Genomic DNA, 24,384 nt, shown 5'->3' with positions numbered 1-24,384 from the left:
ATGGCCGACGTCGATTCGCAGTTCCTGCGTGGCCTGTTCGACGAGGAGGGCAGTCTGCACACCGCGGGCCGCACGGCGCTGTACCGGCTGTACGGCCTGGAAGGCCTGCTGTACGTCGGCATCTCGATCGCCCCGCTCACTCGTGTGCGCACGCATCTTCGGGAGCAGCCATGGGCATCGCAGGTCGTCGGGATACGGATCGAGTACCCGGACGACGCGGAGGCAGCCGAACGCGAGGCCGTCTGGAGCGAACGCCCCAAGTACAACGTGATCTTCAACGGCGAGACGCCGCCCGCCCCGCCCGACCGCGCGGCGCGCCTCAGGACGGAACTCGCTCTCGAACGGCGCCGGTTGGAGGAGCTCGAGTCGACCGTGCCCGAGTCGTCGGCTCACCTGCGGCTCATAGCGCGCGGCATCAAGGCGAAGCAGGCGAAGATCACGAAGCTGGTCGAGAACATCGAGAACATCGAGAACATCGAGAACATCGCGACGGTCGGGAACACCGAAGCCGCCCGCCACCAGGTCCCGAACCGGAGCAAGCGGGTGGGGTCATGACCGCCGCTCATCGAAGCCGTGTTCCGCAAGGACCAACGAGGCGACTCCACGCCCGACCCGAGCCGGTCTGCTCGACCTGCGCCTCGGCCGGCGCGATCGCCTTGCGGGAGTATGACAGATGTAGTTGTTGCGATGCTGCACAGCCGCCGCCTTGACGTGGACCATCGCCCGCCGGAGGAGAGATCAGTGCACGAGGACGAACAGCCGCTGTCGGGCGGGAACGTCAGCGACGGTGTCGTCCGCATCGGCGATACCGTCCGCCGGCCCGCGGGGCCCTGGACGCCCGCGGTGCACGCCCTGCTCACGCACCTGCACCAGGCCGGCTTCCGGGCGGCCCCGCGACCCCTCGGGATCGACGACCAGGGGCGCGAGGTGCTGACCTTCGTGCCGGGCGGGGTGATCTGGCCCGACCGGTTCGCCTTGGTGCAGCCGACGGCGGGGCTGGTCCGCGTGGCCCGGCTGGTCCGGGACTTCCACGACGCCGTACAGGACTTCACGCCGCCGGCCGACGCCCGCTGGCGGGTGCTCGTTCCCGCGGAGGGCGCCGACATCATCGCCCACCAGGACCTGGCGCCGTGGAACCTCGTGGTCGGCGGCGAGGAAGAGTGGGCCTTCATCGACTGGGACACGGCCGCCCCCGGCTCCCGCCTCTGGGACGTCGCCTACGCCATCCGCGGCTTCGTGCCCCTGTCCGCGCATCCCCACTGGCAGAGCCCCGATGCCGCCGCCCGTCTGCGTCTCTTCGCCGACGCCTACGGACTCGACGAGACAGAGCGGCGCACCCTGGTACCGATGCTGGGTCGTCGCACCCGAGCGATGCACGACTTCCTGCGAGATCAGTCCGACCGGGGCAATCAGCCGTGGGCGAGACTCTGGGCGGAAGGCCACGGCGACGCATGGCGTGGGGATGCCGAGTACGTCGAAGAGCGCCAGGAGCAGTGGGAGCGGGCGCTGCTGTCCGGCTGACGGCCGCGGCCCGTCATCCGGTCGTGCCCAGATCCGCGGCGAACCAGTGCTCCGGCCGCATACGCACCACGACGTGATCGGCGAGTTCGGCCTCGGCAAAAGCCACGAACTCGTCGAGTGCCGCCCCCGACAGATAGCGCCCGGCCATCTCGCGGTGGAGTGCGCCGCTGCCTTCGGTCACTTCGGCGACCGGTCCTTCGACCGACACGTACCGGGTCGTCGGCTCCGTGCGCTGGACCATCAGACTGAAGCGGCCCGCCGCTCTGATCAGGGTCATCTTCCGGGAGTCCGCGCCGGTGAGGATCCACGGCAGCCCGCCGCGCTCGTAGGCGTACCAGATCGGCACCACCAACGGCCCCCGGTCGTCACCGGCGGCGACACCCAGCGCGGCGACATGCGGCTCAGCAAGGAAACCTTCCCGTTCTTCGCGTGAAAGCGCCATACGACGACTGTACGTACGGCTGCCGACAGTGCCCGGCCGCACCCCGTTAGGCTTGGCGTCATGCCAGATCAGACAGCCGACCGGGCCGAGCTGCGCGGCGACTGCGAGCGTTGCTTCGGTCTCTGCTGCGTCGCCCTGCCGTTCGCCGCCTCCGCCGACTTCGCGATCGACAAGCAGGCCGGCACGCCCTGCCGGAACCTGCGGGAGGACCACCGCTGCGGCATCCACGCCCGGCTGCGGCAGCAGGGCTTCAGCGGCTGCACGGTCTACGACTGCTTCGGCGCGGGCCAGAAGGTCTCGCAGGTCACCTTCGGCGGACAGGACTGGCGCACTGCCTCGCGGGCGGACGCCCGCCGCATGTTCGACGTGTTCCCCGTCGTACGGCAGCTGCACGAACTGCTCTGGTACCTCACCGAGGCCCTTGCCCTGCCCCCGGCCCGCCCGGTCCACGCCGAGCTGCGCCACGCCCTGCAGAAGACCGAGGACCTCACCCGTCAGACCCCCGAGCAGCTGGCCGCGTTGGACGTGGGCGCGCACCGGCAGGACGTCAACGTGCTCCTGCTGAAGACCAGCGAGCTGGTCCGGGCCGGTACCGGCGCCCGCGGCCGCAAGAAGGACCGCCGCGGCGCCGACCTGATGGGCGCCCGCCTCAAGGGCGCCGACCTGCGCGGCGCGAACCTCCGCGGCGCCTACCTCATAGCCGCCGACCTGACCGGAGCCGACCTGCGCGGCGCGGACCTGATCGGCGCCGACCTGCGCGACGCCGATCTCACCGACGCCGACCTGACCGGCGCCTTCTTCCTCACCCAGCCCCAGCTCAACGCCGCCCGCGGCAGCGTCGGCACGCGACTGCCGGACTCACTCACCCGCCCGGTGCACTGGACAGCGCAGCTCTGACGGGTCCTCCTCGACGACCGGCGCGGGCGCGGCGGCGACGCTGCGCCGCTCCAGGTGCAGCCGCAGCCCCTCCGGCATCAGGGTGAGCCGCTCGGTCACCCGCAGCCGGTAGCCCGGGTCGGGCCGCAGATCGTAGCGGCGCAGCAGCAGACCGAGCACCAGCGTGGCCTCGTGCAGCGCGAACTGCCGCCCGATGCACGCCCGCGCCCCCGTACCGAACGGCTTGAAGGTGTGCGGGGCCCGGGACCGTACGGCCTTCGGGTCGAAGCGGTCCGGATCGAACCGCTCCGCGTCGCTGCCCCACACCTCCGGGTCGCGGTGCAGCATCGCGGTGAGGACCAGCGCCCAGGCGCCGCGCCGCATCGGATGGTCCCCGACCAGCACGGTGTCCTCGCGGGCCTCCCGGGCGAAGGCCGGCGCCGTCGGCCACAGCCGCAGCGCCTCGTCCAGCACCCGCCGCACATACCGCAGTTTGGCCACCTGGTCGTAGCCGGGCATCGCCGCGTCGCCCCAGACGGCGTCCACCTCGGCCCTGGCGCGGGCCGCGATCTCGGGGTGCCGGGAGAGGTAGTGCAGGGCGAAGGAGAGCGCGCCCGAGGTCGTCTCGTGGCCGGCCACCAGGAAGGTGATGACCTGGCGGCGCACGTTCTCGGCGGACAGCCGCTCCCCGGTGGCGGGGTGGGCCGTCTCCAGCATCCGGTCCAGCAGATCCCCGTCCCCGCCATCACCCGACGCGCGGCGGGCCCGGACCAGGTCGTCGACCGTGCGGTTGAGATACGCGATGTCGGCCTCGTTGCGGCGCGAGGCGCTCCGCAACAGGAACGGCGCCAGCGGTGAGGGCACCGTGTTCAGACGCTGGGCGTACGTCAGTGTGCCCACCATCGCGGTCACGAACGGATGCAGCCGGGGCCGTTCGAAGGAACCGAAGTCGTGCCCGAACCCGGTGCGCGCGATCGTCTCCAGCGTCAGCTTGGTCATGTCCCCGGGCACGTCCACCGCCCGGCCGGTCGCCAGCTCGCGGTCCCAGTGGTCGGTGAGCCGCTCGGCCACCGCCAGCATCATCGGGTGGTAGCCCTCCATGGCCTCCCGGCTGAACCCCGGGGCGAGGACGTCGTGCGCCAGCTGCCAGTTCGGCTCGTGGTTGTACGCCGTGAACAGCGCGTCCCCGACGACCGGCCGCAGATTGGCGACCCCGAGGCCGACATGCTTGGCGAAGCGCGACTCGTCCGCCATGTCGGCCGCAGGATCGGCGCCCCACACGAACACGAACTCCTTGCCGAACGCCTTGCGCCGGAAGATCGGCCCGAGCTGCCGTGCGTAGCGCATGGAGTCCTGGACGGGCGCGCGCCGGTCGGCGCCGAGCACATCGCCGAGCAGGGGGAGCCGGTGCGGGGGATGCGGAATGCGGTGCAGCTCGGGCCAGCCCTGTTCGGCACCCCGGAACCCCTTGGGGAGCTCGGCCTGTGTCGCCGGTCCGGCCCCCGACGTCGTCTCCGCCATGACGCGTTCTCCCTTGAATCAGCGGCAGGTTGAGCTGGCGTACAACCGTTTTGGGCCTCTGTTGTACGTGGATTCAATAGCGGTTCCAGTCTGATCCCGCTGTTGAACCGACGTCAAGTAAAGTGCGGGCATGGCCGCGAACCAGGGCGAGCGCACGCGTCGCCGGCTCAGCACCGAGGAACGCCGGGAGCAGCTGCTGTCGGTGGGGGCGCGGCTGTTCTCGGAGAGCCCGTACGACGAGGTGTGGATCGAGCAGGTCGCCGAGATCGCCGGGGTCTCGCGCGGGCTGCTGTACCACTACTTCCCGACCAAGCGGGACTTCTTCGCCGCGGTCGTCGAGCGGCAGAGCGAACGGATGCTGCAGATGACGGCGGCCGTGCCCGGTGTCCCGGCGCGCGAACAGCTCGCCGCCGGACTCGACATCTTCCTGGAATACGTCCACACCCACGCGCACGGCTTCCGCGCCTTCCATCGCGCGGACGCGGCGGGCGACCAGGCCATCCGCCGGGTCTACCAGCGGGCACTGGCCGCGCAGGAGCGGCAGATCCTGGCGACGCTCGCCGCCGACCCCGAACTCGGCCCGGTCGCACAGCAGCGCCCCGACCTCAAGCTGGCCGTCCGCGGCTGGCTGGCCTTCACCACGGCCGTCTGCCTGGAGTGGCTGCGGGGTTCGGATCTGACCCGGGAGCAGGTCCGCGACCTGTGCGCCCGGGCGCTGCTGGGCGTCATCGCCCCCTGAGGCGCACGCGCTTCGGCGCCCCCTGGTTGGCGTACTCCCCGATCTTCGATAGGTTAGGCAAGGCTTACCTAAGGAGGTTTGGGATGGGTGACAGCCCCAACTGGACGGCCGCGCCCGCCGCGGCCGAACGGGCCCGGTCGGTACTCGCCGCCGCCTGGTCCTGCGCGGTGACCGCGGACGGCGGCCGCGAGGAGTTCGTCGGCGCGCACAGCGTGGACGAGGACGGCCGGGTGCTGCTGCAGGTGCCGGAGGACAGCGCCCTGCTCGCGGCCGCGATCTGCGCTCCCCGCGGCGAACCCCATGCGGTGCTGGAGTTCGCCGACGTCGCACCCGTTCCGGTACGCCACCGCATCCGCGCCCGGCTCTGGCTCGCCGGGTACTTCCTCCCCGAGGACGGCCACCTGGCGCTGCGGCCCACCCGGATCGTGCTGCGGCAGTCGTCCGGCGCCGTGGTCGTCGACCTCGACGAGTTCGCCGCCGCCGCACCCGACCCGCTCGCCCTCGCCGAGGCGCAGCTGCTCACCCATCTCGCCGACTGCCACCCGGACGCCGTGGAGCGGCTCACCCGGCTCGTCGACCACGCAGGTCTTCACGGCGCGGTCCGCGTCCAGCCCGTCGCCGTCGACCGGCACGGCCTGACGCTGCGCATCGAGCGCAACCGCGCCCACGGCGACGTACGGTTGCCCTTCCACGCGCCCGCCGACGACGTCGGACAGCTCACGGAACGCATGCACGTGCTGCTCGCGCAGGCCGGCGCCGCCTCCTGCCCGCGCGCCCTACAGCGGCAGCGCACAGACGGCGACGGGTGAGGCGAACGGCTCGCTCGCGAGCCGCAGGTCACCGCTATTGCCGTCCACGTGGAAGACGCTGACCGTGCCGGACTTCTGGTTGGCCGCGAACAGCAGACTTCCGTCCGGCGAGAAGGCGATCTGGCGCGGGAAGTCACCCGAGACCGGCACCGTGCCGAGCAGCCGCAGCCGGGCGCCGTCCGCCTCGACCGCGTAGCGCGCGAGGCTGTTGTCGCCGCGGTTGGCGAGATAGGCGTAGGAGCCGTTTCCGGTCACCAGGAACTGCGCCGGGTAGTTGGTGCCCGGGCCGGAGCCCGTGGACTGCGGCTCGCCGATCGTCAGCCGTCCGGTGGCGGGCTCGTACGCGCAGACCGCGACCGTGTTGTCGACCTCGTTGGCCAGATAGGCGTGCCGTCCGCCGGGGTGGAAGGTGAGGTGGCGCGGACCGGCGCCCGGCCGGGTGTGCGCCTGCGCGACCTCGGTGAGGGTGCCCCGGCGCTCGTCCAGACGGTAGGTGTAGACGGTGTCCGTACCCAGGTCGACGGCGAGCACATGGCCGCCGTCGGGGCTGGTGACGAACTGGTGCGCGTGGGGGCCCTGTTGGCCCGGTCCCGGTGCCGGAGCCGAGTGCGTGACCACATCCGTGCGCTCGCCCAGTGCGCCCGACTCGTCGATCGGGTGCACGGCCACACTGCCCGACGTGTAGTTGGCACTCAGCAACCAACGGCCGCCCGGATGCACGGAGAGGTGGCAGGGCCCCGCCCCGCCGGTGCCGCGGGCACCCAGGATCTTGCGGTCGGCGAGGCGCACGGCGGTCACGGCGCCGTCGTCGTGCTCGTTCACCGTGTACAGCGTGCGGCGGTCCGGGTGGAGCGCGAGATACGACGGGTTGGCGATGCCCGTCAGGGTTCCGGTGCCGGTGATACGGCCGGACCGGGGGTCGTACGTGGCGAGGCCGACGCCCGTGCCACCGCCCTCGACCGTGGTGTAGGTACCGAGGTAGAGAGGCTGAGGGCCGTTCGGTTTCCCGGCCGGGTGCGGGGCGGTGGGCTCTGCGGAGGGCTGCTTGGCGGCGGGCGCCGCCCGGTCGGGGGCCGTGGAGGTGTGGGCGGCGGCGTCCTTGGGTGGCGCGGGTGCCGGCAGGGCCGTCACGGCGGCCGCTCCCGCGAGCACCCCGACGAAGCGACGCCTGCTCCAGCCGCCGCCCGCCGCTCCTGTCCCACTGCCCATGTCCCCACCTCAGGTGGTCGCTCGCCTCGTTCGTGACACGCCACCATGGCCCGTGTCGGCTGGTGTCCGCAAGAACGGCAACGGGCGTTGCGCAGGGTGCAATGAGTACTGCTCTACCAGTCGCCGTCCTCCACCGGCTTGCCCGGTGCGTCCTTCAGCGGCTTGACCTGCTGCGGCGCGGGATCCTGCCAGGGCTCGTGGTCGTCGCCGAGCCAGTCGCCGACCGGTTTCACGCCCTCCAGCGCGTCCGTGGGGGCGAGATCCTCCGCGTCCTGGTCGTAGTAGTCGTACCAGGGCAGTCCGGCCCGGGTGTACTCCGCACGGTTCACAGGCGACGGCGGGGGAGCCTCGCCGGTGATGCGGCGCCACTCCGGAGGCGTCACCAGGTGCACGAACACCCGCCCGGCGGGTTCCTCGGCCCAGTCCTCGAGCGGCCGGTCGTCCCGGTAGACCTCCTGCCGCATCGAACCGCCGACACCGAGTCCCATGGCCGCGGCGGGACGCGTACCGCCCGCCGCAGCCGCCACCGGGCCGCCCGGCGCGGGCGCCGCCATGGGCAGCGCCGCCCCGTAGCCCCCGCCTGCCCTGCTCGTCCGCCGCAGCTCGGAGCGGCGCCGCTCCTCCTCGCGCCACTCGGCCAGCCTTCCTTCGCGGAGAGGGAAGGACTGCAGTTGTACGCCGCCCCAGGTCTCCTCGCCCGCGACCTGGCCCTCGACGGTCGCCCCCAGGCCCAGCGGCACCGCCACGAACTGGCGGACCGTGCCCTTCCCGGAGTTGATGCCGTCCAGCCAGGGCTGCCGGGGCAGCACGAGGTAGTTCTGCGGTTTCCCGGACAGCCGGTCGCTCCACGGCTTCCCCGAGACCGCGCACACCTTGCCGACTCCGACCTGCAGGGCGGCCGGTTCCACGGTCCCCCCGAAGCTCAGCCACATCGCCTCACGCAGATACACCGGCAGCATCACACCGCCCCGCGCACGCCACTGCTCGGGCACCGTGTCCGGGAAGTCCGCGACCCGGCGGACCGGGAACTCGCCGAGGCCCGGCGGGAGGGGATGAGTACCCGTCTCGGGCAGCCGCAGGGTGCGCACGAACCGCACCGCCACACCCCCCGGCAACCGCAGGGTGTTCCCGTCGATCCGCACGCCCTGGTCCGTCATCCGCCCGCCCCCTTGCTGTCCGGCCCCGGACACGTACGCCGCTCCGGTGACTCCGTCATCTAGAACGACGCTCGGCGCTGTCGGGGTTCCTGCGCAGCACCTCCGGAACCCGCAGCCGCTCGGAATCGCGCAGGCTCTCCCACAGCCTGGTCAGCCGCGGCATCCGCTCGCGCTGTTCGCGGGAGTTGCGGTCCAGCTCCTCGAAGAGGCGGCGCGAGCGGTGCTCGGTGTCCATCTCGTCGAGGATGCGGTTGACCTCGGTCAGCACGGCGCCGTACAGCTGCCAGCTGCGGGCGTCGCGCTGGACCTCCTCAAGGAGCAGCTGGGCCAGCTTGTCGCGGGTGGCCGCGGCCTGCCGCAGCTCCGCGGCCAGCCGGGACTCCGCCGACTCGGCGCTCACACTGACGTGGCTGGTGACCAGCACCGCGAAGCTCACCACGGCGTCGGCGATCTCCGACAGCAGCAGTTCAACGGCGGCCCCCGTCTCGGGCGCGAACAGCGGCTCGGGATCGCGTTCCTTGGCGAGGTCGGTGAAGGTGCGTGCCAGCACCCGCAGCACCACCGTGCAGATCTCCAGGGTGTCAAGCCCCGTCCGCAGCACCACCCGGTGCAGCAGACCCTCCCGCACGCGGGGATTGAGCCGCAGACTGTCCTCGGCCTGCCTCAGGGCCGCGTCGACCTCGACGATGTCGTGATCCAGCCGGCGCGCCTCGTACAGCCGCTCCGTCGCCCGCTCGACGGGCGTGCGGCCGGCGGCTTCCTCGCCCATGCGCAGCATCAGCCGGCGCACCCGGCGGGCCAGCCCCTCGATCGACTCGCCGGCCTCGTCCACCCACACGGGTGGCGCCAGCAGCAGATTGCAGCCGAACCCGACGACCGCGCCGATCAGCGTCTCCACCACCCGCGCCCAGGCCGTGTTCCCGTGGGTCGTCACCCCGAGCACCAGCATCGCGCTGATCGCCACCTCGGGCACGTACTCCTCGACCCGCACCATCCGTCCCACCGCCAGCGAGGCCACGATCAGCAGGGCCAGACTCCACCACGTCAGACCCACCAGAAGGCTGAAGGCGATGGCGACGAGGACGCCGGCCACGACCGAGTTCACGCGGCGGATGCCGTTGGTGAGGGTGGCGTACAGGGTGACCTGGACGACCAGCAGCGCGGTCAGTGGAGCGGTGAGCGGTGCGGGCTCGGGGCTGAGGCGCAGGGCGACGACGTACGCGATCGTCGCCGCGGCAGCCGACCGCAGGGTCTGTACGACCATCGGGTCCCGGCGGCGCTTCACAAAGCGCACGAGAGACGCCGTCCACTCACGTACCACTCGCATCCTCGGGCCGCGCCCCTTTCTGTCCTTGAAGACCGGTCTCTGAAGAGCGGTCTCATTGAGGACCGTAACTGTCCGCAAGGCAGCCTAGATTGTTCATGTCGGTCGAAGGGTGACAGGAGGGGAACAATCGTGGAGCACACCCAGGGCATCGAGGTTCTCACGCGGGCGCACGCTTATCTCGCCGAGGTGGTCGCCGGAGTGCCGGAGTCGGCGTGGGCGGCGCCGACTCCGTGCAGCGAGTGGACGGTACGGCAGGTCCTCAACCACGCGCGGATCGACCAGCAGGCCTACGGTCTCGCGATCACCGGCGGCCGCCCGGAATCGGACCCGTTCCACCCGGCCGACGCCCTCGACGGAGATCCGGCGGCGGAGCTCGACAAGGTGCTGCGCGCGGTGGCGGACGCCTACGCGGGACTGCCCGCCGACACCGAGCAGGCGCCGACTCCGCTGGGCCCCATGCCCGTGCCGCTCGCCGCGGCGGCGGCCGCCATGGACGCGGCCGTGCACGCCTGGGACATCGCGGTCGCCACGGGCCAGGACCGGCCGCTGACCGGTGAACTCGCCGAGGGCATCCGGCCGGCGGCGGAGCGGCTCGTCGATCAGCTCCGGGACGCGTACCAGGTGTTCGCGCCCGCGCGCGAGGTTGCGCCGGGCTACGACAGCGCCGAGGCACTGCTCGCCTTCCTGGGCCGCGACCCGCACTGGTCGCCTGCGGCGTCCTGACGCGCCCGGCGCGGCGCAGTCGGGACGACAGTCGGCAGAAAGAGCCCGATCAGCCACGTTCGTGCCGCAGCCGCCTGCCGCCCGGCGTCGGCGCTCTCGCCCGGATGATCGTCGACCCCCGGACGGTGGGCGCGGGCGAGGCGTCCCACGGCTGGTAGGAGCTGGATCACCGCCACCGGTCAGGGCGGCGCCATCCACCGCTGGACGCTGGGGGAGGCAGCCCGGCCACCCGCACCATCGGCACCGGCCACCCGTACGCCCCCTATGACCTCGCGCTCGCCCGCGCCCGCGACGTCCTGATCCCCCATCACCGGGCGGGGACGCCCCGGCTCCGGGACCGGTAGCCGGCCACCTTCGCGAGGTTGCCGCAGCGGTCCATGGAGCACCAACGGCGGCGCCGGGCCTGGGAGTCGTCCAGGAACAGCAGTGAGCAGTCCGGGTTCTCGCACTCCTTGACCCGCTCCAGCAAGGGGCCGCGCACCAGGAGAACGGCATCGCGGGTGACCGTCGCCAGAGCGGCCCGGGCCGGCTGCCGGGCCGTCCAGCGCACCGGGCCCAGCTGCGGGGCGAGGTCCGGGCGGGCCGCCGCCTCGTTGATCAGCTCCACGTCGGCCGGCTCCGGGGCCTGCCCGGCCATCGACGTGCGCACGAGGCGGTAGAGGGCCTCACGCAGGTCGCGGGCGCCCGTCAGGTCCCGGGCGGTGACCCGTACGGGCTCGCCGTCCGCGGCCAGCTCCGCCTCCGTGAACCAGCGGGCCAGCGCGGCCGGGTCCGGGAGTCGCTCCAGGGGAGCGGACGCGTGCCGACGGCCGAGCGTCGCCACGAAGTCCAGACAGGGGCGGCCGCCGATGAACGGGAACGCGAGCGCCGGGTCGGCGGGCGGCGCGGAGGTGCCGGTCATACGGGAGAGCGTACACCGGTTCATGAGGTGTCGCCCGCGACTGCGGCCCCTTGACACCGGTTGAAGTGGTGTTGGAAGGTGACACCACTTCAACCGGTGTCAGTCGCGTGGGCGGCTGTGGCAGGAAGCGGGTGCGTATGCGTGCGGTACGGATCGACGAGTTCGGCGGGCCCGAGGTGCTGGTGCCGGTCGAGGTACCCGACCCCGTGGCGGGGCCCGGCGAGGTGCTGGTGCGGATCGCGGCGGCGGGCGTGAACCGCGCCGACGCGCTGATCAGGAAGGGCGTCTACCACCGGGCCGGACGCCCTCCGCTGATCCCCGGCGTGGAGGCGGCGGGCGTCGTCGCGGCGGTGGGGGAGGGTGTGACCGGTCTGGAGGCCGGGCAGCGGGTCATGGCCCTGGACGGGGTCAATGCCCCCGGTTTCTACGCCGAGTTGGCGGCAGTGCCTGCCACTCAGGTCACCGCCCTACCGGCCGGTGTGGGCCTGACGGAGGCGGCCACCCTGCCCGTCGCCTGGCTCTCCGCCTGGTACTGCCTGCGCCACCTCGCCCGGGTCACCAAGCAGGACACGGTGGTGGTGAAGGCGGCCGCGAGCGGAGTGGGCAGCGCGGCCGTGCAGATCGCCGCGGAGACGGGCGCCCGGGTCATCGCGCTCGCCGGATCGGCCGAAAAGGCGGCCTGGGCGGGGGAGTTCGGTGCCCAGGTCACCGTCGACACCTCCGCCCACCCCGACGACGCGGAGGTCGACGAGGTGCTGCGGCTGACCGACGGCCGTGGCGCCGACGTCGTCCTCGACACCGTCGGCGGCCGGGCGTTCTCCCGCAGTCTGCGCCAGGTGGGCCATGGCGGCCGGGTGGTGGCCCTCGCCAATGTCGCCCTGGAGCCGAGCACAGTCGACACCCGCGACTTCTACCCGAAGAACGCCGCCATCCTCGGCTTCCAGCTCACCAACCTCCAGATCCACGGCTACGACCCCCGCAACGATCTGCGGGAACTCGCCGAGCGCGTTGCCTCCGGGGCGTACCGGGTGCCCGTCGAAACCGTCGTGCCCCTCGAACAGGCCCGTACCGCCCACGAGTTGTTGGAGCGGCGCGGCAACCGCGGCAAAATCGTCCTGGCGGTGGCCGACCTCTGAGTGATCTCATGAGGGGGTCTCAGGGAGCTCCTCGGGGGGCTCGGGGCCGGTTCGGGAGGGGAACAGGTGGAGTTCGGGAATGTCGGGTCGCCGCGGGCGCGGCAGGCGCTGCGCCATGTCGCCGCCCGCTCGACGGGCCCGGCCCTCGGACCCGACCTGCGGATCACGCTGAACTTCCACCCCGACCGGCTGGTCGGCGGGCTGCCGATCCTCCAGGCGCTGGCCCAGGACGGTGCCTACCACTCGCAGTTCGTCACCGGCACCAGCAACGGCGGGCTCACCGCGCACCCCGGCGGTGACCGCTGGCGCTGGGAGAGCCGGATCTTCGGCGGCGCCTACGACGACGCCGACCCGCACGAGAGGCCGGTGTACGGCGCGCTGAACTTCCGGCGCCAAGTGGTCGGCGCCGCCCCGCGCTTCGGCTCCTCGCACTTCCGGCTCACCGCCGACGCCCTCGCCCGCACCACCTTCTGCTACCCCGACAGCGCGGCCGAGCCGACCGACTTCGGGGTGGCCGCCGGCATGTCGCTGATCGCGCTCGCCGAGGCCGACGAGCAGGACGCCCTCAACGACTACATCGAGGCCCAGGTCCACGGCGGCGTACTGCTCGCCGCGCACGTGGAGGCGCTCGTCCTGGACGCCGGCTACCGCGGCACGCCCGTCGAGGCCGCCGCCCGTCTGCTGCCCTGCCCCGTCGAGTGGCACCCCGGCTACCGGCTGAGCGTGGAGGAGTTGCGGGAGCACGCCGACTACCGCGGGGCGCAGTACATGGAGCTGGCCGCCCGCATCGCCCAGGACGGCCACGTCGACCCGCGGATCATCGGCGACGCCGCCCGTACCGGCCGCCACGAACTGCAGGACCTGAAGATGATCTGGCACACCCTCGCCCGCTTCGGCGCGCCCGAAGGGGCGGGCACCGCCTATGCGCCCGGCGGCCACACCCCGGGAGTCAGGACGCCTAGCGCATAGGCGCGCGCCACCAGTTCGGTACGGTTCGACGCGCCCCAGCGCGCCGACAGCCGCCGCAGGTGATAGGTGACTCCGTCCGCGCTGAGCCCCAATTCCTTGGCGGCCCTGGAGGTGGTGGCGCCCTGGGCGAGCAGCGCCAGGATGCGGGCCTCCACCGGCGCCACCCGCGCGGGCTCCTCACCCAGCGGCTCGCGCTCGCCCCGGACCCGCAGCATCACCAGCAGGGCGGGCGTCTCCTCCACGGTGTCGCTGACCGGGTCGGCGGTCAGCTCCCCGAACCGCTCGCCGCCGCCCGGCCCCTCCCAGCACACCGACACCTGATAGCGCGAGCGGTGCCGCAGCCGCAGCGCCTGCGCGATCCGCTCCACCTGCGTGGCGTCCTGCGGCCGGAACAGCTCCAGCACATCACGGCCGCGCAGCCGCCCCGGAGTCGTACCGCACTCGGCCGCCATCGCCGGGTTGGCCAGCAGGACGGCGCCGAACGCGTCGCACACCGCGACGGGCACGGAGACCCGGTCGAAGAGCGTCAGGGCGCGATTGCGCCACATCACGGCCTCCCGACGGCCCTCTTCCACCAAGACCTCCTGCCCCCGCACGACGGCGACACGCGCGACGGCGACACGCACTACATGCACTACACAATCATGTGGCGAGCCAGGCCGCTTGATCCGGTCCCAGCAGACCGTCGTCGAGTGAGCCGCTCGCCAGCAGGACCGAGGTGTGCTCGGGCAGCCGGTACGGCTCCGCCGAGAGGTTCACCACGCACACGAAGCCGGGCTCGCGACGGAAGGCGAGGACGCCGGCCGGGGCGTCGAGCCAGCTCAGGCCGCCGTCGCCGAGGGCCGGATGGCCGCGGCGCAGACGCAGGGCGGCGCGGTACAGCTCCAGCATCGAGCCCTCGACACCGTCCTGCGCGGCCACGCTGTGATCCGCCCAGCTGTCCGGCTGCGGCAGCCAGGGCTCGGCCGTCGTGCCCTCCGGGCTGAAGCCGTACGGAGCACTGCGCCCCGACCACGGAATCGGCACGCGGCAGCCGTCGCGCCCGCGGTCGGTGTGCCCCGACCGCTCCCACACCGGGTCCTGGAGGACGGACTCGGGCAGGTCCTCGACCTCCGGCAGGCCGAGTTCCTCGCCCTGGTAGATGTAGGCACCGCCGGGCAGCGCGAGCATCAGCAGGGCGGCGGCCCGGGCCCGCCGGGTGCCCAGGGCCAGATCCACGGGCCCCTCGGGGCGGTAGGGCTCGTTGGCGACCCACCGCCGGACCACCTTGCGGCCGTAGCGGCTGGGGTGGCGCATCACGTCGTGGTTGGACAGCACCCAGGTGGCCGGGGCGCCCACCGCGCCGAGCATGGCCAGGGAGTCGTCGATGACGGACCGCAGGTCCTTCGCGTCCCAACTCGACATCAGGAAGTCGAAGTTGAACGCCGTGTGCAGACCGTCCCGACGGACGTAGGCGGCGAGCCGCTCCGGTGTGTCCGCCCAGGCCTCGGCGACGAAGGAGCGGTCACCGGGGAACTCGTCGGCCACCCGGCGCCAGGCGCGGTAGATGTCGTGCACCTCGTCCCGGTCCCAGTGCGGATGGTCCAGATGCCGCCGCGGCCCCTCGGGCTCCACCTCCGGGCGGGGCGGCAGGTCGGGCAGCTCGGGATGCTTGATCAGCCCGTGCGCGACATCGATACGGAAGCCGTCCACGCCCCGGCTGAACCAGAACCGCAGGATCGACTCGAACTCCGCCCGCACTTCCGGGTGTTGCCAGTTGAGGTCGGGCTGCTCAGGGGCGAACAGGTGCAGGTACCACTCCCCGTCGGGCAGCCGGGTCCAGGCGGGGCCGCCGAAGCAGGACACCCAGTCGTTGGGCGGCTCGGCGCCGTCCGCGCCGCGGCCGGCCCGGAAGACGTAGCGCTCCCGCTCCGGGCTGCCGGGCCCGGCAGCCAAGGCCGCCTGGAACCAGGCGTGCTGGTCGGAGGTGTGGTTGGGCACGATGTCGGGGATCACGCGGATGCCGTGCCGGTGCGCCTCGTCGATGAGCTGCTCCGCCTCGGCGACCGTTCCGAACAGCGGATCGATCCGGCGGAAGTCGGCGACGTCGTAACCGTGGTCGGCCATCGGCGACTTGTACCAGGGGTTGATCCAGATGGCGTCCACGCCGAGCGACTTCAGATACGGCAGCCGGGAGCGGATGCCCGCGATGTCGCCGACGCCGTCGCCGTTGCCGTCGGCGAAACTGCGGACGTAGACCTGGTAGATGACGGCGTCGCGCCACCAAGGTGCGGTGCTGGTGGACATATGGGTGTGTACTCCTCGTACATCAGTGGGGGTACATCAGTCGGGAAAGGGGCTACTTCGCCGCGCCCGCCGTGAGGCCGGCGACGATCCGGCGCTGGAACAGCAGCACCACCACCACGAGCGGCACCGTGACCAGGACCCCGGCGGCCATCTGGCTGCCGAACGGCGTCTCGAACTGGGTCGCCCCGGCGAACTTGGAGATCGCGACGGGCGCGGTCTGGATGTCCGGCTTGTTGGTCATCGACAGCGCGATCAGGAACTCGTTCCAGGCGGCGATGAAGGTGATGATCGCGGTGGTGAGGATGCCGGGCGCGGCGAGCGGGATGATGACGCGGCGGAAGGCCTGGGCACGGGTGCAGCCGTCGATCATGGCCGCGTGCTCCAGCTCGTCGGGCATCTGCCGGAAGAACGCCGTCAGGTTCCACACCGCGAGCGGCAGTGTGAAGGACAGGCTCGGCACGATCATCGCCTGGTAGGTGTTGATCCAGCCGAAGCCGACGAACATCTTCAACAGCGGCACCACGATCGACACCACCGGGAACATCGACGTGGCGATGATCAGCGTCAGCACGAACCGTTTGAAGCGGAACTCCAGCCGCGCCATCGCATACGCCGTGAACGTCGCCAGCAGCAGTGCGCATACGGTCGTGATGCCCGCCACGACCAGACTGTTGAACAGGGCACGGGTGAAGTTCTCGGACGGGTCGAGCACGGCACGGTAGTTCTCGAACGAGATCCGCGCGGGGAACAGGGAGTTGTCGAAGATGTCCGAGGTGCGGCGCAGACTGGAGACCAGCATCCAGTAGAAGGGGGCCAGACAGTAGGCGACGACCGCGGCGACCCCGAGCCAGAGCAGTGCTCTGCGCAGGACCGGGTGCAGGGCGGCGGAGTTCATGGAGCCACCTCCTTGTGGCGGCGCGGCACCACGTCGGCGCCCAGCAGCCGTACGAACGCCAACGCGATGAGGAAGACGTAGACGAAGAGGATCACCGCGTAGGCGGCGGCCGGCCCGAAGCGCACATTCGCGGCCTGGTCCTGGGCGAGCATGGACAGGGTCTCCACGGATGTCTTCTGCGCGCCGATCAGGATGTACGGCAGGTCGAACATGCGCAGCGCGTCGAGCGTACGGAACAGCACGGCCACCAGCAGCGCGGGCTTGACCAGCGGCAGCGTGATGCTCCAGAACTGGCGCAGCGCGCCCGCCCCGTCCATCCTGGCCGCCTCGTACACCTCCTTCGAGATCACCTGGAGCCCGGCCAGCACCAGCAGCCCGATGAACGGAGCCGTCTTCCACACATCGGCCACGATGACCGCGACCTTGGCGTGGAACCCCTCGGTGGTCCATAGGATCTGACGGCCGATCAGGGCGTTGGCCACGCCGTCGCTGTTGAAGATCCAGCGCCACAGCAGACCCGTGACGGCGGTCGGGATCGCCCACGGCACCAGGATGGACGCACGGACGACCGCCCGGCCGCGCAGCGCACGGTGCATGATCAGCGCCATCGCGATGCCGAGCACCGTCTCCAGCGTGACCGTGGTGACGGTCAGGAAGGTCGTGTTCCAGAAGGCGTTCCAGAAGCGGTCGCCCGCCGCCCCGAAGATCGCGGTGTAGTTGTCGGCGCCGACGAACGGGTCGTGGTCGCGCACGAACCCCGTCTTCGGATCGAGGCCCGGGGTGCCGTAGAAGGAGTCCTTCAGTGCCACGATCGTCGGATACAGCACTACCACCGCCAGGACCAGCAGCGTTGGCGAGACGAGCAGGGCGCCGAGCCTGCCCTCGCCGGTGGTGGCTCTGCGGCGGCGGTCCCGAAGGGCCCGGCCGGCGCCGCCGCGGGTCTTCGCTGCCGGCCGGTCGAGGCTGTCCGGCGGGTTGTGGGTGGTCACCATGTCGTGTCTCCTCACTTCCCCGCCGCCTGCTGCCGCAGGTCCTTCTGCAGGTCCTTGAGCGCGCTCGCGCTGCTCTTGGCCCCGGTCAGCGCGGCGAACGCCTCTCGCTGCACGGCCGCGGTGACATCGCCGTAGCCGAAGACCCGCGGCCGCGGCACCGCATGCAGGATCGACTGCTTGAGGACGGGCAGGTAGGGATACTTCTTCACCAGACGCGGATCCTGGTACAGGGCCTGGTACGTCGGTGCGGCCGGCGCGTAGGCCAGCGTGAAGCGCTGCGTCTCCTGGCTGGTGAAGAACCGGATGAAGTCCAGGGCGGTGGCCTTGTTCTTCGCCGAGGCGGACAGCGCCAGGTTGTGGCCGCCCAGGCTGGAGGCGCCGGGCCCGTTCAGACCGGGCAGCGGTGCGACGGCGAACTTCCCCGCGACCTTGCTGGAGCCGTCCTTCTTGTTCGCCAGCGGATACATGTACGGCCACTGCCGCTCGAAGACGAGCCTGCCGGACTGGAAGGCGCGGCGGGCGTCCTCCTCCTGGTAGGTGGCGGCCTCCTTGGGGATCGTGCCGTCCCGGAAGGAACTGACCAGGAAGTCCAGGCCCTTTCTGGCCTGCGGGGTGTCGAGGTGCGGGCGTCCCCGGGCGTCGGTGACGACCCCGCCCGCGGAGTTCACCGCCTCGGCGAAGTTCACCGTCAGGCCCTCGTACTTCTGGAACTGACCCGCGTAACAGGACACGCCCTTGGCCGCGGGGAGCCTGCGCACCTTGGCACAGTCCGCCTTCAACTCCGCCCAGGTGACCGGAGGCCGGCCGATACCGGCCTGCTGGAGCAGATCGGTGCGGTAGTAGAGCATGCCGCCGTCCGAGCTGGCCGGCACGGAGTAGAGGCCGCCGCGGTACATGCCGGTCGCGACGATCGGCTTCAGCATCCGGCTCAGCGGGAAGCGGGCCTCGGGCAGCCGGTCCACCCACCGGTGCGCCGCGAACTCCGAGGTCCACACGACGTCCAGGGACAGCACGGTGAAGGCGTCCGACCGCGTCGCCGCGTTCTGGATCATCTGCTGCCGCTGGGCATCGGGATCGGTGGGCAGCTGGACGAAGGTGACCTTCTCGCCCGGGTGCAGCTTGTTCCAGCGGTCGAGCACCGCCTGCACGGTCCCGGTGTTGTCGGCACCGGCGACATAGGTGATGGGGCCGCGGCCCGTACTGGACACCGAGCCGCCGCCGGTGCCGCACGCGGCAACGGCGGCCAGCCCCGCGCACAGCGCACCGGAGCGTCGCAGTGCTCTGGCCTTCCTGTTCTTCAAGGTCACTCCCGGGCAGCGATTGCAGGGGAAAATATGCAGGTCAGATCGTATATAGGTGAGATTTGCTCAAGTATTTGGTTCCTGTTGAGACAACGCTTGCAAGCTAGGAGCAAGCCAGGCGACACGTCAATGCGTTACGCGCAAGTAATGCCGTGACAGCGCTGTCACGAAGAGGGGCGGACGGGTGCACGCTTGTGCTAACGTCCGCCCATGCCAGCAGCCCAACGGCACCCCACGATGGCCGATGTCGCCGAACGGGCCGGGGTCTCCACGTCCACCGTCTCCCGCACGCTGCGCGGGCTGTCGAGCGTCTCGCCGGACGTCCGCGCCCGCGTCGAACAGGCCGCGCGCGAGCTGAACTTCGCGGTCTCCCGGCAGGCCTCCAGCCTGGTGACCGGCAGGACCGGCGTGGTGGCGGTGCTGGTGCCCACGCTCAAGTCGTGGTTCATGGGCTCGGCCCTGTCCAGCCTGGGCCCGCTGCTGCGCGCCGCGGACATGGAACTGGCCCTCTACGTGATACCGGACCTGGCCGAACGCGCCGCGTTCTTCGAACAGCTGCCGGCCCGGCGCAACGCCGACGCCCTGCTCGTCCACTGCTTCGACCTCACCGAGGAGGAGAGCGCCCGCCTCGACGACCTCGGGATGCCGGTCATCTACGTCAGTCAGCACGCCGAGGGACGCCCCAGCGTGTACGTCGACGACGCGGCCGGCGCCCTGAGCGGCACCCGGCACCTGCTGAACCTGGGGCACCGCCGCATCGCCTTCATGCAGAGCCCGGGCGCCACCGGCTTCTCCTTCAGCTCGCACGCGCGGCTGCACGGCTACCGGCAGGCGCTCGCCGAGGCGGGCATTCCCGTGGACGACTCGCTCGTGGTGGCCGCTCCCGCCGAGGACAAGCGCGCCGTCGCCGAAGCGCTCGGGCAGCTGCTGGGCCTGCGGGAGCCGCCCACCGCGGTCTTCGCCGAACAGGACGAGCTCGCCGCCACCCTCATCTGGACCCTGCGCAAGGCCAGGATCGAGGTGCCCGAGGCGATGTCCGTCCTCGGCTTCGACGACCAGCCGCTGGCCGAGTGGTTCGACCTGACCACGGTGGCCCAGTCGCCCTCCGAGATGGGCCGGGTCGCCGGGGAGCTGGTGCTGCGCCTGATCAACGACCCCGAGGCGGACCACGAGCGGCACATCGTCCTGCCGACCAGTCTGATCCCGCGAGGCACCACCGCCCGGCCGCCCGGTCCCGCGACGGAGGACGAGAACCCCTCCTGAGCGCTTCCGCAAGCCCCCGGGGACGTTCTTGACTACACGATCATGTAGTCCGGTGGCGTGGACGGCCGGATCCGCTCGACCAACCTTGATCGCAGTACTTCCGTACCGCGAAAGGCAGTTGTCGCGCCATGCCCCCCACCGCCCTCCACCCCCACACCGCGGCCACCCTCCCCGGCGTCCCCCTCGTCGACATCACCGCCACCGGACCCGGCCGCACCCCCATCCAGCAGGTCATGGACCTCATGCGCGAGCACGGCCCGGTCCTCGTGCGGCGGCTGCACGGACGCGACACGCTGTTCGTCGGCGACCTGGACCTGGTGGCCGACCTCGCCGACGAGACCCGGTTCGCCAAGCATGTCGGGCCCGCGCTGGAGAACGTCCGCGAGTTCACCGCCGACGGCCTGTTCACCGCATACGACGACGAGCCCAACTGGGCCAAGGCGCACGACATCCTGATGCCCGCCTTCGCGCTCGGCTCCATGCGCACCTACCACCCCGCGATGCTGAAGGTGGCCCAGCGGCTCATCGCGTCCTGGGACCGGGCCGCCCGCGAGGGGCAGCCCGTCAACGTGCCGGACGACATGACCCGGATGACCCTCGACACCATCGGACTCGCCGGATTCGGCTACGACTTCGGGTCCTTCGGACGGGACGAACCCCACCCCTTCGTCGAGTCCATGGTCCGCTGCCTGGAGTGGAGCATGACCCGGCTCGCCCGCACCCCCGGCCGGGACCACTCGGCCGCCGACGCCGCCTTCCGTGACGACTCCGCCTACCTCGCCCAGGTCGTCGACGACGTCATCGCCTCCCGCACCGGCACCGACCAGACCGGCGCCGAGGACCTGCTGGGCCTCATGCTCACCGCACGGCACCCGGCTGACGGCACCACCCTGGACACCGCCAACATGCGCAACCAGGTCATCACCTTCCTGATCGCCGGCCACGAGACGACCTCCGGCGCCATGTCCTTCGCCCTGTACTACCTCGCCAAGCACCCCACCGCGCTCCAGCTCGTCCAGCGCGAGGCCGACGCCCTGTGGGGCGACCGCGCCGACCCCGAGCCCACGTACGACGAGATCGGCAGGCTGAGCTACACCCGCCAGGTCCTCAACGAGGCCCTGCGGCTGTGGCCCACGGCCGCAGCCTTCAGCCGGCACGCCCTCCAGGACACCCTGCTCGGCGGCCGGATCCCGCTGCGCGCCGGACAGGCCGTCACCGTGCTCGCCCCGATGCTGCACCGCCAGCCCGTCTGGGGCGACAACCCCGAGCTGTTCGACCCCTCCCGGTTCACCGCCGAGGCGGAGACGGCTCGCCCGGTGCACGCCTTCAAGCCGTTCGGCACCGGCGAACGCGCCTGCATCGGGCGGCAGTTCGCGCTGCACGAGGCGACCATGCTGCTGGCGATGCTCGTCCACCGCTACCGCCTGCACGACCACGCCGACTACGCGCTCCACGTCAAGGAGACCCTCACCCTCAAGCCCGAGGGCTTCACCCTGACCCTCACCCCGCGCACCACCGCCGACCGCGAACACGGCGTCCTCCCCGGAACCCGCCCGGCCGAGACCTCGCCCAGCCCCGACCTGCACACCCTCCCGGCCCGCGTCCGCCCCGGCACCGGAGTCCTCCTCCTGCACGGCAGCAACTACGGCACCTGTCGCGAGTTCGCCGCGGGGCTCGCCGACGAGGCCGCCGGGATCGGCTGCCAGACCGAGATCGCACCACTGGACGCCTACGCGGAAGGTCTGCCCACCGACCGGCCCGTCGTCATCACCGCCGCCTCCTACAACGGCCGACCCACCGACGACGCCACCGCCTTCGCCGCCTGGCTGGAGGACACCCACGACCTGACGGACGTCACCTACGCCGTCCTCGGCGTCGGCGACCGCAACTGGGCCGCCACCTACCAGCACGTCCCGACCCGCATCGACGACCGCCTCGCCGAACTCGGCGCCACCCGGCTCGTCGACCGCGCCGCCGCCGACGCCTCGGGCGACCTCACCGGGACCGTAAGGGACTTCACGGCCCGACTGCGCACTGCCCTCCTCGAACAGTACGGCGACCCGGACGCCACCGCCCCAGCCGACGACGAGCCCACCGCGGCGTACGAGGTCCGCACCCTCACCGGCGGCCCCCTGGACGCCCTCGCCGAACGGCACGGACTCCTCCCCATGACCGTCACCGAGGCGTACGACCTCACCGCCCCCGGCCACCCGCGCCGCAAGCGCTTCGTCCGCGTCGCCCTGCCGGACGGCGCCGCCTACCGCACCGCCGACCACCTCACCGTGCTGCCCGTAAACGCCCCCGCCCTCGTGAACCGCGCTACCACCGCACTCGGCGTCGACCCCGACACCGTTCTCGACATCCGCGCCACCCGCCCCCGCCGCGACGGCCTGGCGATCGACCGTCCCTTGACGGTCCGTCAACTACTGGCTCAGCACGTCGAGTTGCAGGAGCGGCCGATGCCCGCCCAGCTTGCCGCGCTCGCCGCCGCCAACCCCTGCCCGCCCGAGCGTGCGGCCCTCGCCGCCCTCCCGGCCGACGACCCGCGCACCCTCGTCGAGCTGATCGAGGACCACCCCGCCCTGCGCGGCGCCCTCGACTGGCCTCAGCTCCTGGAGATCCTCACGCCGCTGCGGCCACGGCACTACTCCATCTCCTCCTCGCCCGCCGTCGACGCGGACCACGTGGACCTGATGGTCTCCCTGCTCGAAGCCCCCGCGCGCTCCGGCAAGGGCGTCTACCGGGGGACCGGCTCCGGTCACCTCGCCGACGTCCGGCCCGGCGAGACGATCCTCGCCCGGGTCCAGCCGTGCCGGGAGGCCTTTCGGCTGGACCACTCCGCCCCCGTGATCATGATCGCGGCGGGCACGGGCCTGGCCCCCTTCCGCGGAGCCGTCGCCGACCGTACGGCAGCCCTCGCCATGGGAACCGAACTCGCACCCGCCCTCTGCTACTTCGGCTGCGACGCACCCGACGCGGACTTCCTGCACGCCGAGGAACTGCGCGCTGCCGAGGCCTCCGGGGCGGTGTCGCTCCGCCCGGCCTTCAGCACCGCGGGGACCTTCGTACAGCACCGCATCGCCGCCGAGGCCGACGAGGTCTGGCAGCTGCTCGGCACCGGAGCCCGGGTGTACGTCTGCGGCGACGGTTCGAAAATGGCGCCAGGCGTGCGGGACGCGTTCCGTACGCTGTACCGGGACCGCACGGGCGCCGACACGGCGGCGGCCGAGGAGTGGCTCGACGCACTGATCGCGGACGGCCGCTACGTCGAAGACGTGTACGCGGCCGGCTGACCGAGGGGGAGGGGTGGGCGCAGGGTGGTGGACTCCTGGCAGAGGGCCCGACGCATCCTGGAGCATGCACAGATCCCGCCCGGCCGGCTGGCCCACCTGCGCCCCCTCACCGGCGGCACCTACAACACCGTCGAGGAACTCCGGCTCACCGACGGCAGCCGCTACGTACTGAAGGTCGCGCCGGACACCCCCGGACTGCGCTACGAGAGTCGGCTCCTCGTCGCCGAGGCGGAGTTCTACCGCGGCGCCGAGAGGGCCGGGGTGCGGGCGCCGCGGCTCGTCGCCCTCGACGACGCCAGCTCCGTACTCCTGATGACCGCATGTCCCGGCGACCCGTGGGACGGATCCCTCGCCGAGGCCGAACATGCCTGTCTGCGCGGGGAGTTGGGCCGCCAGGTCGCCGCCCTGCACCGCGTCACCGGAACCGCCTTCGGCTACCCGTCCGGCGCGCTCGGTCCCCTCGCTCCCGGCTGGGGGACCGCCTTCGGCGGGATGCTGGAGGCGGTCCTCGACGACGCCCGCCGCTTCTCGGCCCGGCTGCCCAGGTCCGTCGACGAGATCGCCGGCACGCTCCGCGCCGCCTACGACACCCTCGACGAGGTCACCGTCCCCGCACTCGTCCACTTCGACCTGTGGGACGGCAACATCCTCGTGGAACGCTCGGCGGATTCCGTCCGCATCGGCGGGCTCATCGACGGGGAGCGCATGTTCTGGGGCGACCCGCTGGCCGAGTTCGTCTCCCTGGCGCTGCTGGGGGACATCAGGAAGGACGAGGCGTTCCTCTCGGGCTACCGGGAGGGCGGCGGACATGCCGAGTTCGACCGCCCGGCCCTCCTCCGTCTCGCCCTCTACCGCGCCTATCTCTACCTGATCATGCTGGTCGAGACCGTCCCGCGGGCGATGGGGGAGGGGGACATCCGGTGGCGCGAGGAGGCGGTCGCGCCGGAGCTCGTGGCCGCCCTGGACGAGATCGAGGAGGCCACCTCTTAGCTCACACCGTGAACTAAGGGTTGGAGGAATGTCG

General features: G+C 71.9%; 22 protein-coding genes. 11 read left to right on the top strand and 11 right to left on the bottom strand.

Annotated elements, in window-relative coordinates; genetic code table 11:
- Both ACFY1U_RS32730 and ACFY1U_RS32725 read left to right on the top strand, forming a co-directional pair.
- Positions 1-555, top strand: a complete 555-nt coding sequence (locus ACFY1U_RS32730; protein ID WP_390697751.1) for a GIY-YIG nuclease family protein — start codon at positions 1-3, stop codon at positions 553-555.
- Between the two features lie 186 nt (positions 556-741).
- Positions 742-1,521: a phosphotransferase enzyme family protein gene (locus ACFY1U_RS32725; protein WP_390697750.1), complete on the top strand. Its 780-nt coding sequence runs from the start codon at positions 742-744 to the stop codon at positions 1,519-1,521.
- A 13-nt stretch (positions 1,522-1,534) separates the two neighbouring features.
- On the opposite strand, the gene ACFY1U_RS32720 is transcribed toward ACFY1U_RS32725, so the two are convergent.
- Positions 1,535-1,963 (bottom strand): pyridoxamine 5'-phosphate oxidase family protein, encoded by a 429-nt coding sequence (locus ACFY1U_RS32720; protein ID WP_390697749.1) that lies wholly within the window; start codon positions 1,961-1,963, stop codon positions 1,535-1,537.
- Between the two features lie 60 nt (positions 1,964-2,023).
- On the opposite strand from ACFY1U_RS32720, the gene ACFY1U_RS32715 reads away from it, so the two are divergent.
- Positions 2,024-2,860, top strand: coding sequence for a pentapeptide repeat-containing protein (locus ACFY1U_RS32715; protein WP_390697748.1), 837 nt, complete (start codon positions 2,024-2,026; stop codon positions 2,858-2,860).
- Here ACFY1U_RS32715 and ACFY1U_RS32710 read toward each other — a convergent pair.
- Entirely contained in the window at positions 2,822-4,360 is a 1,539-nt protein-coding gene (locus ACFY1U_RS32710) for a cytochrome P450 (RefSeq protein ID WP_390697747.1), read from the bottom strand. The genes ACFY1U_RS32715 and ACFY1U_RS32710 overlap by 39 nt on opposite strands.
- 130 nt (positions 4,361-4,490) lie before the next feature.
- Between ACFY1U_RS32710 and ACFY1U_RS32705 the strand changes: the two genes are divergently transcribed.
- Together ACFY1U_RS32705 and ACFY1U_RS32700 are read left to right on the top strand one after the other, a co-directional pair.
- On the top strand, positions 4,491-5,099 hold the full coding sequence (locus ACFY1U_RS32705) for a TetR/AcrR family transcriptional regulator (protein ID WP_390697746.1): 609 nt from the start codon (positions 4,491-4,493) through the stop codon (positions 5,097-5,099).
- An 83-nt stretch (positions 5,100-5,182) separates the two neighbouring features.
- The gene (locus ACFY1U_RS32700) at positions 5,183-5,908 is read left to right on the top strand and encodes a DUF2470 domain-containing protein (protein ID WP_390697745.1); all 726 of its coding nucleotides are present in this window, start codon (positions 5,183-5,185) and stop codon (positions 5,906-5,908) included.
- Here the strand turns inward: ACFY1U_RS32700 and ACFY1U_RS32695 are convergent.
- The 3 genes from ACFY1U_RS32695 to ACFY1U_RS32685 form a co-directional block, all read right to left on the bottom strand.
- Positions 5,876-7,117: a lactonase family protein gene (locus ACFY1U_RS32695; RefSeq protein ID WP_390697744.1), complete on the bottom strand. Its 1,242-nt coding sequence runs from the start codon at positions 7,115-7,117 to the stop codon at positions 5,876-5,878. The genes ACFY1U_RS32700 and ACFY1U_RS32695 overlap by 33 nt on opposite strands.
- Before the next feature lie 113 nt (positions 7,118-7,230).
- Complete coding sequence (locus ACFY1U_RS32690) at positions 7,231-8,274, bottom strand: hypothetical protein (protein WP_390697743.1); 1,044 nt, start codon at positions 8,272-8,274, stop codon at positions 7,231-7,233.
- 55 nt (positions 8,275-8,329) lie between these two features.
- Positions 8,330-9,601, bottom strand: a complete 1,272-nt coding sequence (locus ACFY1U_RS32685) for an aromatic acid exporter family protein (protein ID WP_390697742.1) — start codon at positions 9,599-9,601, stop codon at positions 8,330-8,332.
- A 129-nt stretch (positions 9,602-9,730) separates the two neighbouring features.
- On the opposite strand from ACFY1U_RS32685, the gene ACFY1U_RS32680 reads away from it, so the two are divergent.
- A complete protein-coding gene (locus ACFY1U_RS32680) occupies positions 9,731-10,324 on the top strand; it encodes a TIGR03086 family metal-binding protein (protein WP_390697741.1) in 594 nt (197 codons plus the stop codon).
- Positions 10,325-10,631: 307 nt separating this feature from the next.
- Here the strand turns inward: ACFY1U_RS32680 and ACFY1U_RS32675 are convergent, their stop codons facing one another.
- The gene (locus ACFY1U_RS32675) at positions 10,632-11,225 is read right to left on the bottom strand and encodes a CGNR zinc finger domain-containing protein (RefSeq protein WP_390697740.1); all 594 of its coding nucleotides are present in this window, start codon (positions 11,223-11,225) and stop codon (positions 10,632-10,634) included.
- A 137-nt stretch (positions 11,226-11,362) separates the two neighbouring features.
- Between ACFY1U_RS32675 and ACFY1U_RS32670 the strand changes: the two genes are divergently transcribed.
- Together ACFY1U_RS32670 and ACFY1U_RS32665 are read left to right on the top strand one after the other, a co-directional pair.
- Positions 11,363-12,361: a zinc-binding alcohol dehydrogenase family protein gene (locus ACFY1U_RS32670; RefSeq protein WP_390697739.1), complete on the top strand. Its 999-nt coding sequence runs from the start codon at positions 11,363-11,365 to the stop codon at positions 12,359-12,361.
- A gap of 66 nt (positions 12,362-12,427) precedes the next feature.
- Entirely contained in the window at positions 12,428-13,330 is a 903-nt protein-coding gene (locus tag ACFY1U_RS32665) for a DUF3626 domain-containing protein (RefSeq protein ID WP_390697738.1), read from the top strand.
- Here ACFY1U_RS32665 and ACFY1U_RS32660 read toward each other — a convergent pair.
- The 5 genes from ACFY1U_RS32660 to ACFY1U_RS32640 form a co-directional block, all read right to left on the bottom strand.
- On the bottom strand, positions 13,282-13,878 hold the full coding sequence (locus ACFY1U_RS32660; RefSeq protein ID WP_390697779.1) for a PAS domain-containing protein: 597 nt from the start codon (positions 13,876-13,878) through the stop codon (positions 13,282-13,284). The genes ACFY1U_RS32665 and ACFY1U_RS32660 overlap by 49 nt on opposite strands.
- A gap of 94 nt (positions 13,879-13,972) precedes the next feature.
- Positions 13,973-15,616, bottom strand: coding sequence for a glycoside hydrolase family 13 protein (locus ACFY1U_RS32655; RefSeq protein WP_390697737.1), 1,644 nt, complete (start codon positions 15,614-15,616; stop codon positions 13,973-13,975).
- A gap of 52 nt (positions 15,617-15,668) precedes the next feature.
- Positions 15,669-16,511, bottom strand: coding sequence for a carbohydrate ABC transporter permease (locus tag ACFY1U_RS32650; protein WP_390697736.1), 843 nt, complete (start codon positions 16,509-16,511; stop codon positions 15,669-15,671).
- Positions 16,508-17,503, bottom strand: a complete 996-nt coding sequence (locus tag ACFY1U_RS32645; protein WP_390697735.1) for a carbohydrate ABC transporter permease — start codon at positions 17,501-17,503, stop codon at positions 16,508-16,510. Before ACFY1U_RS32645 ends, ACFY1U_RS32650 begins: the two co-directional genes overlap by 4 nt.
- Positions 17,504-17,514: 11 nt before the next feature.
- Positions 17,515-18,804 (bottom strand): ABC transporter substrate-binding protein, encoded by a 1,290-nt coding sequence (locus tag ACFY1U_RS32640; protein WP_390697734.1) that lies wholly within the window; start codon positions 18,802-18,804, stop codon positions 17,515-17,517.
- Between the two features lie 210 nt (positions 18,805-19,014).
- On the opposite strand from ACFY1U_RS32640, the gene ACFY1U_RS32635 reads away from it, so the two are divergent.
- The 3 genes from ACFY1U_RS32635 (at position 19,015) to ACFY1U_RS32625 (ending at position 24,350) form a co-directional block, all read left to right on the top strand.
- On the top strand, positions 19,015-20,067 hold the full coding sequence (locus ACFY1U_RS32635; protein WP_390697733.1) for a LacI family DNA-binding transcriptional regulator: 1,053 nt from the start codon (positions 19,015-19,017) through the stop codon (positions 20,065-20,067).
- Between the two features lie 128 nt (positions 20,068-20,195).
- Entirely contained in the window at positions 20,196-23,360 is a 3,165-nt protein-coding gene (locus ACFY1U_RS32630; RefSeq protein WP_390697732.1) for a bifunctional cytochrome P450/NADPH--P450 reductase, read from the top strand.
- 24 nt (positions 23,361-23,384) lie between these two features.
- Entirely contained in the window at positions 23,385-24,350 is a 966-nt protein-coding gene (locus ACFY1U_RS32625; protein ID WP_390697731.1) for a phosphotransferase family protein, read from the top strand.
- Positions 24,351-24,384 lie beyond the last annotated feature (34 nt).

The organism is Streptomyces sp. NPDC001351 (assembly GCF_042896045.1).
Classification (GTDB): domain Bacteria; phylum Actinomycetota; class Actinomycetes; order Streptomycetales; family Streptomycetaceae; genus Streptomyces.
This window is presented reverse-complemented; position numbering and strand designations above follow the sequence as displayed.